The organism is Streptomyces sp. NPDC088785 (assembly GCF_044750685.1).
Classification (GTDB): domain Bacteria; phylum Actinomycetota; class Actinomycetes; order Streptomycetales; family Streptomycetaceae; genus Streptomyces.
Genome location: NZ_JBIVKH010000004.1, coordinates 406,117 through 419,647, shown reverse-complemented (window position 1 = coordinate 419,647; position 13,531 = coordinate 406,117). Strand labels below are relative to the sequence as shown.

The following is a 13,531-nucleotide window of genomic DNA, read 5'->3' as shown; positions in this document are numbered from 1 at the left end:
GACGTTCATGGCAGACCTCGACGTGGGACTGATCGGCGCGGGCGGCATCGCCCGCACGCACCTGCCCGCCTGGACCGCGCTCGGCGCGCGCGTCACGATCCTGTCCACCGACGGCAACGCGCGCCCCCTGGCCGACCGGTACCGCGAGTCCGGCGTGACGGCCGTGGACTCGCTTCCCGAACTCCTGGACCGCAGCACGGTCGTCGACCTGTGCACCCCCACGTTCACCCATCAGGAACTCGCCCTCGCCGCGATCGCCGCGGGCCGGCACGTGGTGTGCGAGAAGCCGCTCGCGCTGTCCGTCGCCGGGGCGCGCGCGATGGCGGACGCCGCCGAGGCGGCCGGGGTGCTGCTCCTCCCCGCGCACGTCGTCCGCTACTTCCCCGCGTACACGGCGCTCGCCTCGGCCGTGGCGGCGGGCCGCGTCGGCGCTCCCGCCGTGCTGCGGCTCACCCGCTCCGGCCGCTTCCCGGTGTGGGCGCCCTGGTTCGCCGACCCGGCGCTGTCCGGCGGCATCCTCGTCGACCAGATGATTCACGACCTCGATCTCGCGCGGCTCCTCGCGGGCGACGTCGTCCGGGTGCACGCCCAGGTCCGCGGCCGGCAGGCGGCGGACCCGCCGGAGGGGGCGGTGACCACCGGCACCGCCGTCCTCACCCACGCGTCCGGCGCGCTCAGTCACGTCCTCGGCGTGTGGGGGCCGCCGGACCTTCCCTTCCGTACGACGTTCAGGGTCGCCGGGCCCGACGGGATCCTCGAACACGACTCGGCGACCCCCACCGGTTTCCGGGTCCTCGCGCAGGGGCGGCGCCCCGTCGGCGAGGGCATCCCCGGCAGCCCGATGACGGAGAGCCCCTACCTCACCGAGCTGCGCGAGTTCGCCGCCGCCGTCACGGGCGGCCCCGCGCCGCGGGTGTCCGCCCGCGACGGCGTCGAGGCGGTGCGGATCGCGGTGGCGGCGGCCGAGTCGGCCCGCACCGGGGACCCCGTGGAGCTCGGCGGACCGCGGCGGCCGACGACGGATCCGGCGGCCGGGTCGTGACGGGGACGCCGGTGGTGAAGGTGGGCGTGCTGTCCTTCGCGCACGTCCACGCAGGCGGGTTCGCGCGGCTGCTCGCCGGCATGGACGGTGTGGAGGTGCGGGCCGCGGACCCGGACCCGGATCCCGCCGCGCCCGGCGAGGTGCGCGGCGCGGAGTTCGCCGCGCGCCTCGGCGTCCCGTACGCGGACACGTACGAGGAGCTGTTCGCCTGGGGGCCGGACAAGGTCGTGGTCTGCGCGGAGAACGCGCGGCACCGGCCGCTGGTCGAACGGGCCGCCGCGCACGGCGTGGACGTCCTCTGCGAGAAACCGCTCGCCACGACGCCGGAGGACGGGGTCGCCATGGTCGAGGCGTGCCGGGCGGCCGGGGTGCGGCTGGCCGTCGCGCACCCGGTGCGGTTCAGCCCCGCGTACCTGGCCGTGCGGGACGCCGTGCGGGCGGGCACGGCCGGGGAGGTGCTCGCGGTGGCCGCCGCCAACAACGGCTACCTGCCCGCGGGGCGGCGCCGCTGGTTCGTCGAGCCGCTCCTCGCCGGCGGCGGCGCCCTCATCGACCACACCGTGCACGTCGTGGACCTCCTCGACGACCTCTTCGAGGGCTGCCCGGTGACGTCGGTGTACGCGCAGACCAACAACGTGCTGTACGGGGCCCGGGGCGATGTCCCCGTGGAGACGGCGGGGCTGCTCACCCTCACGTACGCGAACGGGGCCGTCCTCACCCTGGACTTCAGCTGGAGCCAGCCCCGGCACCATCCGGCGTGGGGCGGGCTGTCGATGCGGGTGGTCGGCGAGCGGGCGGTGCTGGAGATGGACGCGTTCGACCAGAAGGTGTTCGGGTTCGACGAGCGGGGCCGCCGTGGGGTGGAGATCCCGTACGGGGTCGGTCTGGACGAGCTGATGATGCGGGCGTTCCTGTTCGGGGAGGGGGACGTCGGGGTGACGGACGGTGGGGCGGGGGTGCGGGCGCTGCGGGTCGTCTCGGCGGCGTACGCGTCGGCCGGGACCGGGCGCACGGTCCGGCTCCCCTGAGCCCCGCGCACCGGTGGGGCTTCTCGCGCGGTCCCCCGCCACGACGCGGGCCGCCCCCTCCACCCCGTGGCGGGGGCGGTCGGGCGGGTGGGGCAGGATGAGGCCGGTTCGCCGACGAACCCCGTACCCCGAACGAGCAGGTGTCACTTGACGAAACATCACAGAGCCGCTCCCGGCGCCGAGTTCTCCCGCACCGGGGGTGAGGGATGACCCGCGCCGCCGACCTCCACGACCTGATCGTCGCCGGGGCGGCGCTGAGCGGCGGACTGCTGGCGGGCCTGCTGCTGCGCATGCTGCTGCGCTGGCTCGGCGTCCGCGCCGGCCGCACCCGCTGGGGCGGCGACGACGTGATCGTGGACGCCCTGCGCACCCTCGTACCCTGGGCGGCGGTGGCCGCGGGCGCGGCGGTGGCGGCCGAGGTGCTCCCCCTGACCGCCCGCACCGGCCGCACGGTGAACATGGTGCTGACGGCGTTCGTGATCGTGGCGGCCACCCTCACGGCGGCCCGGGTCGTCACGGGCCTGGTCCGCACGGTGACCCAGTCCCGCTCGGCGGTCGCGGGATCGGCGACGATCTTCGTGAACATCACCCGGGTCGTGGTGCTGGCGATGGGCTTCCTCGTCGTGCTCCAGACCCTGGGCATCTCCATCGCGCCGCTGCTCACGGCCCTCGGCGTCGGCGGCCTCGCGGTGGCCCTGGCGCTCCAGGACACCCTGGCCAACCTCTTCGCCGGGGTGCACATCCTCGCCTCGAAGACCGTGCAGCCCGGTGACTACATCCGGCTCAGCAGCGGCGAGGAGGGCTATGTCGTCGACATCAACTGGCGCAACACGGTGGTGCGGCAGCTCTCCAACAACCTCGTGATCATCCCGAACACCCAGCTGTCGGGCACGAACATGACCAACTTCAGCCGCCCGGAACAGGAGATGACCCTCACCGTGCTCGCGGGCGTCGGCTACGACAGCGACCTGGAGCACGTCGAGCGGGTCACGGTGGAGGTCGTCGCCGAGGTCATGAAGGACGTCGAGGGCGCGGTCCCCGAGCACGAGCCGCTGGTGCGCTTCCACACCTTCGGCGACTCCCGGATCGGCTTCAACGTGATCCTGGGCGTCGGCGAGTTCAGCGACCAGTACCGGATCAAGCACGAGTTCATCAAGCGCCTGCACCAGCGCTTCCGGGCCGAGGGCATCCGGATCCCGTCACCGGTGCGGCAGGTGGCCCTCGCGCAGGGCAGCCCGTCGATCATGATTCCGCAGCAGCGCGACGCGTCGGCGGGCGCGGACGTCAGGATCGGGTGAGCCCGCGCGGCACGGGCCGGCCGAGGAGCCGGCCCAGGACCCGTGCCGCGTTGTCGGCCATGAAGGCGTTGCGGCCGCGGTAGTAGGACAGTTCGAGCGCGGCGATGCTCAGCGCCCAGCCGCGGCCGCGCGTCCAGGCGGCGTCGTCGCAGCCGACGGCGGCGCGGAAGGTGTCGCGCAGGCCGTCGTCGAGGACGTACCAGGCGACGATCAGGTCGACCGCCGGGTCCCCGACGCCCGTACAGCCGAAGTCGATGACGGCGGCGAGGCGGCCGCTGTCCGCGTCGACCAGCAGGTTTCCCGGCTCCAGGTCGCCGTGCACCCAGACGGCGGGGCCGTCCCGGCGGGGCGCCGCGAGCGCGCTCTCCCACAGGGCGAGCGCGGCCGCGGTGTCGACGGCGCCGTCGAGCCGTGCCAGGGCGGCCCGGGTCTCGGCGTCGCGCGGGGCCAGCGGCCCGCCGCGCTCGGCCGCCGGGGCGCCGGTGGTGTCCGCGCGCCCCAGGGCGCGGACGAAGTCCGCCACGTCCCGCGCGAGCTGCGCGGGCTGCCGGTCCGCGCCCGCCTCCGGCAGCACGCCGTCGATCCAGCGGTGGACCGACCACGGCCACGGATAGCCGCGCCCGGGGACGCCCGCGCCGACCGGCTCCGGTACCGCGCAGGGCAGCCCCGGGGCGAGGCGGCGCAGTGCGGCCCGCTCCCCCGGCACGTCCGCGGCCGCGCCCGGGGTGCGCGGCATGCGGACGGCGAGGTCGTCGCCGAGCCTCAGCAGCAGGTTCGAGGTGCCGTCCGACGCCACGTACCGCAGGGGCAGCGCCGCCCACCGCGGGAACTGGTCGGCGAGCAGTCCCGCGACGAGCGCGCGGTCGATGTCGGGCTCGTCGTCGTGCATCCTGCGCGGGGTCGTCATGGACGCCTTTCCCTGGGCGGTGGTCGGGCGGGCGAGGCTACCGTCCGGCCCGTCGGGGAATCACGCCGTTTTCCCGCACTGCGCCACCCGCGGACTCCGCCGGTGTGCGCGCGGCGGCGGAGCAAGGTCAACTGAAGGTACGCGCCCGTACGCGCCCCACCGGATCCCCGGAGGAACCACCATGGCCCAGGCGGCACCCGGTCCACCGGACCCGCCCGCCCCGCCGGAGCTGACCGCGATCGACGCGCTGCTGGCGCGGCAGGCCCGCGAGGCGCTGCGGCACTCCTTCCGGCTCCTGGGCGGGGAGGACGTGCGCGACGCCGCGCTCGGCGCGCCGGAGCTGCCGGTCGACCCCCCGGAGTGGGCGCGGGCGGTGGCGGGCGCGACGGCCGAGCCCACGGTGGTCTTCGCGCCGGTCACGGACGCGGCGGGGCAGGTCGTGGACTTCGTGGACGTGGCCGTGAACGCCGCGGGCCAGAGCCTGGCGGACCGCGCCCGGCCCCGGCACGGGCAGCTGCTGACCGTGTCCCAGCCGTCGTCGCAGACGTCCGGGCTGTTCGCGGCGATGCTGCGGGTCCTGGCCACCGGGGAGCCGGTGATCGGCCGGGACTGGGACGCGACGCTGATGGTCGGCGGCGAGCCGCTGCACCGGCGGGTGCGGATCACGGCGACGCGCCACCACGGCCATGTGGTGGTGACCTTCGACGGCACGGCCCGCCGGCACGAGCTGATCAGCGGCCGGGTGCAGGAGCAGGGCCTCATCGGCTGGGGCGAGTGGGAGCTGGGCTCGGGGCACAGCGACTGGTCGCCCGGCCTGTACGTGATCTTCGACAGGCCGCAGGGCTCGGTGCCGCTCACGCTGGGCGAGCTGGCCCGGCGGCTGGTGCCGGAGGACCGCACCGCGTTCCGGGTCGCCCTGGAGCACGTCGTGTCGGGGCTGCCCGTCGAGCTCGACCTGCGGCTGCACCTCACCGACCACACCCGCCACATCCGCTTCACCCTGGAGCCGCTGCGGGCGGCGAGCGGTCCGGTGTGGGGGCTCCAGGCCCTCGTACGGGACGTGTCGAAGTCGTACCGCAGCCGGGTGCAGCTCGACGCGGCGGTGCGGGCGGCGGAGCGGCGACGGCAGCGGGCGGACGCGGAGGCGCGGGTCGCGGCCCGGCTGCGCGAGGCGGTGCTGCCCTCCCATCCGCCCGAGATCACCGTGCAGGGGGTGACCTCGGCGGTCGCCTACCGGCCCGCCGAGACCCGCTCGTCGATCGGCGGCGACTGGTACAACGTGCAGGCGCTGCCCGACGGGCGGGTCCTGTACGCGCTCGGCGACGCGGCGGGCCACGGGCTCGACGCGGTGGCCCGGATGGCGGCCCTGCGCGGCGGCCTCGCCGGACTCGCCCACACCGGGCAGCCGGTGGAGGCGCTGACCGCCTGGCTGAACCGCATCACGTTCGACACCGGGACGGACGGCACGGCCACCGCGATCGTCTGCCGCTACCACCCCGACCGCGAGCTGCTGCGCTGGGTGTGCGCGGGGCACCCGCCGCCGGTGCTGCTGCGCGACGGGAAGGCCACCCTCCTGGACGGGACGACCGGGCTGCTGCTCGGGGTGCTGCCGGAGGTGACGTACCGGGCGGCCGAGCTGTTCCTGCGCGACGGCGACACGGTCCTGATGTGCACGGACGGGCTGGTGGAACGCCGGGACCAGGACATCACCGAGGGACTGGCGGCGCTGCTGGGCGCGGTGGAGCGGCACGCCGGGCTGTCGCCCCAGCTGCTGGTGGACACGGTCAGCGCGGAGCTGCTGCCCGCGCCGCAGGAGGACGACTCGTGCCTGCTGGCGCTGCGGCGCGGCCATGCCGGCACCGGCGGCCACGGCTGGGCGGACTGAGCGCATGTGCCACTACTGCGGCTGCCGGGACATCCCGCTCATCAAGGAGTTCATCGCGGAGCACGAGCGGGTCACCGACACCGCCGGGGACGCGCTGCGCGCCCTCGACCGCGGCGATCCGGCGACCGCCCGCGCCCTGGTGGACCGGATGGCCGGGGAACTGGCCGCGCACTGGCGGGGCGAGGAGGACGGCCTGTTCCGCGTGATGGCGCAGGACCCCGAGTACGCCGGGTACGTCGCGGCCCTGGAGGCCGAGCACCGGGACCTCGCGGCGCTGCTCCCGGCGCTCGACCTCACGGCGCCCGCCGACGTCGCCGTGTTCACCGATGCGGTGCGCGAACTGCGGCGGCACATCGCCAAGGAGGAGGACGGGCTGTTCCCGGCCTCCCTGACGGCGCTGTCCGGCGACGCGTGGGACGCCTCGATGGCGGCCTGGCGGAGCGCCCACGGCGGACCGGGCGGGGCTCAGTCCTTGTAGTCCGGCGCGACCCGCTCGACGAGCCGCAGCAGCGCGGCCCAGGCCAGGTCCTGGGCGTCGTGGTCCTCGAAGTCGGATTCCGCGTCGCCCTCGCCGGTGAGCTGGCGGGCGGTGTGCTCGGCGACCCGGTCGGAGGGGAGGACCAGCGGGGCGCCGCCCGCCTGGGCGGTGACCTGGATCTCGCAGGCCTTCTCCAGGTAGTACATGCGCAGGAACGCCTGCTTGGCGCTGTCGCCGACGGTCAGCAGTCCGTGGTTGCGCAGGATGAGCGCGGGGTGGCCGCCGAGGTCGGCGACGAGCCGCTCCTGCTCGTCGAGGTTGAGGGCGACGCCCTCGTAGTCGTGGTAGCCGACGCGGCGGTGGAACTCCATCGACATCTGGTTGACGGGCAGCAGGCCGCCCTGCTGCGCGGCGACGGCGCAGCCCGCCCTGGTGTGCGTGTGCAGGACGCAGTGGGCGTCGGCGCGGGCCCTGTGGATCGCGCTGTGGATGACGAATCCGGCCGGGTTGACCGGGTGCGGCGTCGGCCGTACGGGGTTGCCGTCGAGGTCGATCCTGACCAGGTTCGAGGCGGTGATCTCCTCGAAGAGCAGCCCGTAGGGGTTGATGAGGAAGTGGTGGTCGGGGCCCGGCAGCCGCTGGGAGATGTGCGTGAAGATCAGGTCGGTCATGCGGAAGTGCGCGACGAGCCGGTAGACGGCGGCGAGTTCCCGGCGCAGCCGCAGCTCCTCCGCGGCGTCGGAGCCGGTCCCGCCGACCGGGGCGGGGGACGGAACGGGGGCCGGGGCGGAAGCCGAAGAATGATTCGATCGCAACATGGAACGGAAACTTACGTTTCAGCTGTCTATCCTGTCTACCGTCGATGGCACGGACGCACCCGCCGGGCCGCACCGCTGACCGAGGGGACCGACCGTGGAACTCGACGAGACCGACCTGGCGCTGGTGCGCGAGCTGCGCGAGGACGGACGGCTGCCCTACGAGACGCTGGCCCGGCGGGTGGGCCTGTCCCGTCCGGCGACGCGGACGCGGGTGCGGCGGCTCCAGGAGTCGGGCGCGGTGCGCGTCGTGGCCATCACGCACCCGGCCGTACGGCGGCTGACCGCGTCGGCGCACCTGGCCATCGGCACGCGGGGCGCCGCCGCCCCGGTGGCCCGCGCGATCGCCGGGCTGTCCGCCGCCCCGTTCGTGACGCTGACCAGCGGGCGCCGGTCGATCATGACGGAGCTGCGGACGGCGGGGTTCGGGGAGCTGGAGCGGACGATCGAGCACATCCGGGGGCTCGACGGCGTGCACAGCGTGGACCCGCTGATCGCGACCCGGCACGTGAAGGACCCCTACCTGCCGGCCGGGGAGCCGACCGTCGCCCCGCAGGACGAGACGGACGAGCGGATCCTCGCGGAACTGGAGCGGGACGGACGGCTGCCGTTCGCCGAACTGGCGGCGCGGATCGGGCTGTCGCCGGGTGCGACCCGCTCCCGCACGCTGCGGCTGCTCGACGGCGGTGTCGCCCAGGTGGTCGCGCTGGTGCGGCCCGAGGTCCTCGGGATGGGCTATCTGTGCGGGTTCGCCGTGCGGGTGGCGGGAGCGGCGGCCGAGACCGCCGAGCGGGTGGCCGCGCTCCCCCGGGTGACGTTCCTGTCGACGTGCCTGGGCGGCGCCGAGGTGGTCGGCACCCTCACCGCCGAGTCGTTCGCCGCCGTACGCGGCACGCTGGAGGAGATCAGGGAACTGCCGCGGGTGCGGGAGGTGGAGAGCTGGCTCCACCTCGAACTGGTCAAGGAGCGTTACGACATGGGGCCGCACCCCGCGTGAGCGTCGGAGCCGGCCGGTGCGGGCGGCCACGCGACGACCCCGTCCAGGTCCGGCGGCCGGTAGCCGGGCCCCTTGAGGACCTTGCCGTCGGCCCGGCGCAGCACCCGCCCGTCCGCGTCCCGCTTGCTCATGTTGGACCGGTGGACCTCGGCGAAGACGGCCGGCAGGTCGATGCCCAGCGCGTCGGCGGCGCCGTAGGTGACGTAGAGGACGTCGGCGAGTTCCTTGGCGAGCGCCCGGTGCGCCCCGGCCGGGTCGGCGCCGGCGCGCAGGGCCGCGGCGAGAGCGGTCAGCGCCTCGGCCGCCTCCGCCGCCTCCTCGGTCAGCAACGCACGCCGCAGCTCGCTCAGTTCGGGACGCTCCGCGTCGGCCCGGCCGTCGAAGGCCGCACGGAACTCGGCGACGCACCGCATCGGTTCGTGATCCATGCCCCCGACCCTAGCCGTCCCGCGCACCGCGCTCCGGCGGCCGTTCGTCCCCGAACGCCTGCCGGATTGTCCGTGATCCGTAACGGAGGGAGCCGCGGGCGTCTCCGCGTCGTCCTGCCTAGTGACCGCAGGGTCGAAGGGCATCGGTGCAGCACGGCGCGGGAGGAACGGACATGGGACGACGGGGCCGCGGGCCGGGCTGGAACAGCAGCGTGTTGGGGGCCGCGCTGGCGGTGACCGTGCTGGCCGGGGGCGTCTCGGTGTGGACCGCGCAGGCGGGCGAGGCGACCGGGCCGGCGCCGCGCGCGGGCGCCGCCGCGCCCAGGGCCGTGCAGGCGGTCGGGGTGAGCATCGCGCACGCCTCCGACGCGGGGAGCCGCGGCGTGAACATCACCGTCGACGACGGCCCCGACCCCGAGTGGACGCCGCAGGTCCTCGCCGTGCTCGCGCGGTACGGGGTGAAGGCGACCTTCTGCATGGTGGGCACCCAGGCGCGGGCCCACCCGGAGCTCGTCAAGAAGGTCGTCGCGGCGGGGCACCGGCTGTGCGACCACACGGTGTCGCACAACACCGCGATGGACAAGCGGCCCCGGGCGTACCAGTCGCGGCAGATCCTCGACGCCGAACGCATGATCACCGAGGCGTCCGGCGGGGTGCGGCCGATGTACTACCGCGCGCCCGGCGGGGCGTTCACCCCGTACAGCCGCACCCTCGCCGCGTCCCGCGGGATGCGTCCGCTGGGCTGGAACGTCGACACCAAGGACTTCGAGCGCCCGGGTACGGCCGCCATCGTCGCCACCGTGGAGGAGGAGCTGCCCAACGGGCCGACGCTCCTCTTCCACGACGCGGGCGGCGACCGCGGCCAGACGGTGGAAGCGCTGCGCCGGGTGCTGCCCGAACTGAAGGAGAAGGGCTACTCCTTCGGCTTCCCGGTGCGCTGACGCGCCGCGCCGCCCGGCCCGGCGGGCGCGACCGCCGCCGGTGCGGCACGGGGGTGTCGTGAGGACGGGGATCAGGTCGTCGGTCACGAAGTCCCGGCTGTGGAGGTGGGGTTCGCGGACCCGCTCGATCAGGGTGCGGCTCACCTCCCCGCTCGCGCGGGCCCGCGGCGCGGCGGGCCCGCGCTCCAGCGTGCCGCGTGCCGCAGCAGCGGATCGCGGCCGCGCCGGGGCACGGTCCACAGGTCGTGGCCCCGCACCCCCCAGTGCCCGAGCAGCGCGTTGGCGGCGAGCATGCCGCTGGTCGCGGCACGTTCCATCAGCGCCACCGGCAGGCCGGTGGCGACCAGATCGCCGGCGATCACGAGCCGGGGGTCGCTGGTGCGGACCGTCGGCCGGTCCCCGTACCCCGACACGGCGAACATCGGGCAGTCGTCGCGCCACTCGTGCCGGACGTCGACGACACGGGCCGCGCGGGTCTCCGGATACACCTGGTGCAGCTGGTCGACGAGGCGCTTCTCCTCGGTGGCCCGGTCGACGGGCCCGTCGAGGGCGTAGGCGTGGAGCTCCACCACCGAGCCGCCCGTGCGCCGGGCCCAGCGGTGCGCCTCGCCCTCCCAGCGGTCCAGGACGCTGACGTTGTCCAGCGTTCCGTAGCCGCTGGTCCCGAGGAACCCGGCCCGCGCGGCGGCCACCGGCCGGTCGAGCCACAGCCGGGAGACGAGGAACGCGGGAGCCGTGCGCAGCCGGGCGGTCCGGGCGTGCCAGGCGGCGTCGGCGATGTCCGGGCTGTCCCCCGCCAGTTGGCGCAGGCCGCCGGTGTCGAGGGCGAGGACGCAGGCGTCGTAGCGGCCGGTGTGCGCCCCGGCGGTGAGGGTGAAGCCGCCGCCCGGGGCGGGGGCGAGCCGGTCGACCGGCTGGGCCGGGCGCAGGTCGGCGCCGCGTTCTTCGAGGTAGCGGGCCAGCGGGTCCCACAGGGCGGTCGGGAACGGCTCGTCGGGCACGTCGAAGAGCAGCCCCTCGGCGGAGCCCAGGAAGTAGATGTGGAACATCAGCACCATCTCGGCGGCCGACAGCCGGCGCGGGTCGGCGAAGAAGCTCCGGGAGAACACCTCGAACGCCAGGTGGTGGGCGGCCTCGGGGAAGCGGATCGACCGCAGGAAGTCGTGCGCGCTGACGCCGTCCAGCCGGTCGTAGACCTCCGGCACGCGGACGTCCATCAGCGGGAGGGCGGCCCGCGCGTCGATGCGGGGCATGTCGCGCAGGGTGAAGGTGGGGCTGCGCAGGGCGAAGCCGAGGGCGCTCCAGGGCGGGGTGCGCGGGACGTGCCGGAAGCTGTCCCGGGGGCCGTCGGCGTGCCAGAGCGGGTAGTCGGGCAGCGCGGTCAGCCGTTCCAGGTGCGGATCGGTGCGGCGCAGCAGGGCCCGCAGGTTGTAGTACTGGCGGAAGAAGGCGTGGAAGCCGCGGCTCATCGTGGCCGTCGAGCCGTCGGCCAGGCCGGTGGTCCAGCCGGCGAGCCGTCCGCCGAGCGTCGCCTCCCGTTCGAACAGGGTGACGCGCACGCCGCGTTCGGCGAGGGCGACGGCGGCGGCCAGTCCGGCGATCCCGCCGCCGACGACGGCCGTGGTGGGGGCGGGGTCCGTGACCCGGGACGCGCCGGGCCCGGCCGGAATGTGTGCCGCCCGGCGGTCCCGTGCCTGCGGCGGCGTCTGCGCGGCGCGGCTCATCCTCGGCTCCTCTCGTGCGGCACCCGGCCGACGACGGTGTGGGTGATGCCGGTCTGCCAGCCGGGCAGCGGCAGGACCGTGACCCGTTCGAAGCCCGCGGCGGTCAGCCGGCGGGCGAAGTGCGCCGCGGTGTCGAACTCGAGGACGCTGCGCCACAGATGCCGGTAGAGGGCGCCGTCGCCGAGCGCCGTGGTGACGGGCAGCAGTCCGGCGCAGACCGCCGACCAGACGGCGCGGTGGCGGTGCTTGCCGCTGAGGGTGTACTCGTGCACGGCGACCCGGCCGCCGGGGGCGAGCCCGTCGCGCACGGAGGCCAGGACGCGGTCGGGGTCGGCGGTGTTGCGGAACAGGTAGGCGGCGAACACCGCGTCGAAGCCGCCGTCGATCCCGGCGTCCGCGAGGTGCTCGGCCGGGGTGTGGGCGAAGGTGACGCTCGACGGCCAGGGTTTCGCCGCGGCCCGCTCCAGCATGCCCGCGGAGGCGTCCACGGCGGTGATCTCCGCCTCGGGCAGCACGGACAGCAGCGCGGCGGTCGACGCGCCGGTGCCGCAGCCCAGGTCGAGGACGCGCAGCCCGCGCCCCTGCCCGGGCAGGCCCAGGCGGCGGGCCGAGCGCCGCAGGTGGGCGTGGTAGCCGGGGTTGGCGTTCACCAGCGTGTCGTAGGTGCGCGCGGCGTGGTCGAAGGCTGAGGCGAGCGCGGCATCGCGCAGCGTGGGCATGGTTCTCCTCGGGGCCCGGACGGGTCAGGGGGTGGGGGCGGGACGCAGCGGGCGGGTGGGCAGTTCCACCGCGCTGCGCAGCAGGGGGCCGATCGGGCTGTGGAGTCCGATCGACAGGTCTTCGTGGAGGGCGGTGGCACCGTCGAGGAAGCGCAGCAGGCGTTCCATGGGGACCCGGGAGAACAGGCGGGTGAAGAAGGCCGCTCCGTCGATGCGGCCGCTGTCCAGGCCGTGCAGCAGGACCGCGTCCATGGCCATCGAGCGCCTCGGGTGCGGGGGCGGCGGCGCCGGGTCGCGTCCGGCGAGCAGCGCCGCGGCGATGGCGGTGCTCTGGCGCTGGATGGCGGCGAAGGTGTAGCCGGTCGCCGGGCGGGTGGCGCCGCCGGCCGCGCCGATGCGGAAGGTGCTGCGGCCGGTCCGGCGGGCGAAGCGGGCGTCGGTCATGGGGATGACCCCTTCCTCGCGTGCCTCGATGTGGACGTCGCGGACGCCGAGCACGTCATGGAGGTAGTCCTGGAGGGCGGCGTTGTAGCGCTCGGCGGGCAGGACGGCCCGCGAGAACTGGGTGTACTCCACGAGCGCGGTCCGCTCGCCGGTCGGCAGCACATAGGTGAAGGCAAGCCCGCGGCCGGGCTGGGGGGTGCGGAAGTCCATGAGGTCGACGGCGCCGGGGTCGAAGACGGGCCGGTCGGTGCGGACGAACCAGCCGCGGAAGTGCTGGAGCAGGGTGGTGCGGGCCGGGGGCAGGCTGCCGAGCGGGCGGGAGTCGAACACCCAGCGGGCCGGGATGCCTTCGCGCCGGCCGTCGGCGGTGCGGACGACCACGTGCGCGCCGTCGGCGTCCTCCTCGACGGTCTCGACGGTGCCCTCGGTGCGGGTCAGCGCGTCGTGGGCGGCGAGCCGGGGCGCGAGCACGGCCTCGAGGTCGGTGGAGCGGATCATCTTGTAGCGCAGCGCTCCGGTGCGGGCGTCGACGAGCCGGCCGTCGGTGCCGCGGACCCGGAGCCGGTTCCAGGAGGCGGTGACGGCGTCGTCGTAGCGGCCGGGGCCGTGCTCCCAGAAGCACCAGGTGCGCGCCGGGGGCCGCAGGGGTCCCGCGGGCGCGTCGACGAGGCGGACGGTCGGCGCCGTCCCCGCGGGTGCCGCGCACACCCGTTCCGCCAGCGAGAGCCCGGCGGCTCCGGCGCCGATGATCACCACGTCCGACCGCACGCCCGCCTCCTGTGTCGCCCCACTGTCGCCCCACCTTTTGCTCCGGTCACCCCTTCG

General features: G+C 75.5%; 13 protein-coding genes. 7 read left to right on the top strand and 6 right to left on the bottom strand.

Annotation, left to right across the window (positions count from 1 at the left end):
- The first annotated feature begins 7 nt into the window (after positions 1–7).
- The 3 genes from ACIP5K_RS15920 to ACIP5K_RS15910 all read left to right on the top strand — a co-directional run bounded on the left by ACIP5K_RS15920 (position 8) and on the right by ACIP5K_RS15910 (position 3,368).
- Positions 8–1,042, top strand: a complete 1,035-nt coding sequence (locus ACIP5K_RS15920; RefSeq protein WP_401409786.1) for a Gfo/Idh/MocA family protein — start codon at positions 8–10, stop codon at positions 1,040–1,042.
- Positions 1,039–2,070 carry a Gfo/Idh/MocA family protein gene (locus ACIP5K_RS15915; RefSeq protein WP_401409785.1) on the top strand — a complete coding sequence of 344 codons (1,032 nt, stop codon included), beginning with the start codon at positions 1,039–1,041 and terminating at the stop codon, positions 2,068–2,070. The genes ACIP5K_RS15920 and ACIP5K_RS15915 overlap by 4 nt, the downstream gene beginning before the upstream one ends.
- A gap of 206 nt (positions 2,071–2,276) precedes the next feature.
- Positions 2,277–3,368 carry a mechanosensitive ion channel family protein gene (locus tag ACIP5K_RS15910; protein ID WP_401409783.1) on the top strand — a complete coding sequence of 364 codons (1,092 nt, stop codon included), beginning with the start codon at positions 2,277–2,279 and terminating at the stop codon, positions 3,366–3,368.
- Here ACIP5K_RS15910 and ACIP5K_RS15905 read toward each other — a convergent pair.
- Complete coding sequence (locus ACIP5K_RS15905; RefSeq protein WP_401409782.1) at positions 3,355–4,275, bottom strand: aminoglycoside phosphotransferase family protein; 921 nt, start codon at positions 4,273–4,275, stop codon at positions 3,355–3,357. The two genes, ACIP5K_RS15910 and ACIP5K_RS15905, sit on opposite strands and share 14 nt — an antisense overlap.
- 181 nt (positions 4,276–4,456) lie before the next feature.
- Between ACIP5K_RS15905 and ACIP5K_RS15900 the strand changes: the two genes are divergently transcribed.
- A complete protein-coding gene (locus tag ACIP5K_RS15900; protein ID WP_401409780.1) occupies positions 4,457–6,160 on the top strand; it encodes a PP2C family protein-serine/threonine phosphatase in 1,704 nt (567 codons plus the stop codon).
- A 4-nt stretch (positions 6,161–6,164) separates the two neighbouring features.
- Entirely contained in the window at positions 6,165–6,638 is a 474-nt protein-coding gene (locus tag ACIP5K_RS15895) for a hemerythrin domain-containing protein (protein ID WP_401409778.1), read from the top strand.
- Here ACIP5K_RS15895 and ACIP5K_RS15890 read toward each other — a convergent pair.
- On the bottom strand, positions 6,626–7,456 hold the full coding sequence (locus tag ACIP5K_RS15890) for a class II aldolase/adducin family protein (protein WP_401409776.1): 831 nt from the start codon (positions 7,454–7,456) through the stop codon (positions 6,626–6,628). The genes ACIP5K_RS15895 and ACIP5K_RS15890 overlap by 13 nt on opposite strands.
- Before the next feature lie 94 nt (positions 7,457–7,550).
- On the opposite strand from ACIP5K_RS15890, the gene ACIP5K_RS15885 reads away from it, so the two are divergent.
- Entirely contained in the window at positions 7,551–8,450 is a 900-nt protein-coding gene (locus tag ACIP5K_RS15885) for an Lrp/AsnC family transcriptional regulator (RefSeq protein ID WP_401409774.1), read from the top strand.
- On the opposite strand, the gene ACIP5K_RS15880 is transcribed toward ACIP5K_RS15885, so the two are convergent.
- On the bottom strand, positions 8,423–8,878 hold the full coding sequence (locus ACIP5K_RS15880) for a MazG nucleotide pyrophosphohydrolase domain-containing protein (RefSeq protein WP_401409772.1): 456 nt from the start codon (positions 8,876–8,878) through the stop codon (positions 8,423–8,425). The genes ACIP5K_RS15885 and ACIP5K_RS15880 overlap by 28 nt on opposite strands.
- Positions 8,879–9,051: 173 nt before the next feature.
- Here ACIP5K_RS15880 and ACIP5K_RS15875 point away from each other — a divergent pair, with 173 nt between their 5' ends.
- Positions 9,052–9,819, top strand: coding sequence for a polysaccharide deacetylase family protein (locus tag ACIP5K_RS15875; protein ID WP_401409770.1), 768 nt, complete (start codon positions 9,052–9,054; stop codon positions 9,817–9,819).
- A gap of 140 nt (positions 9,820–9,959) precedes the next feature.
- Here ACIP5K_RS15875 and ACIP5K_RS15870 read toward each other — a convergent pair whose 3' ends face one another.
- Genes ACIP5K_RS15870 through ACIP5K_RS15860 form a run of 3 tightly spaced genes read right to left on the bottom strand, consistent with a single transcriptional unit; the run spans position 9,960 to position 13,474 of the window.
- On the bottom strand, positions 9,960–11,543 hold the full coding sequence (locus tag ACIP5K_RS15870; protein WP_401409768.1) for an FAD-dependent oxidoreductase: 1,584 nt from the start codon (positions 11,541–11,543) through the stop codon (positions 9,960–9,962).
- A complete protein-coding gene (locus ACIP5K_RS15865) occupies positions 11,540–12,262 on the bottom strand; it encodes a class I SAM-dependent methyltransferase (RefSeq protein WP_401409766.1) in 723 nt (240 codons plus the stop codon). Before ACIP5K_RS15865 ends, ACIP5K_RS15870 begins: the two co-directional genes overlap by 4 nt.
- Before the next feature lie 24 nt (positions 12,263–12,286).
- Positions 12,287–13,474 carry a lycopene cyclase family protein gene (locus tag ACIP5K_RS15860; protein ID WP_401409765.1) on the bottom strand — a complete coding sequence of 396 codons (1,188 nt, stop codon included), beginning with the start codon at positions 13,472–13,474 and terminating at the stop codon, positions 12,287–12,289.
- Positions 13,475–13,531: the final 57 nt, after the last annotated feature.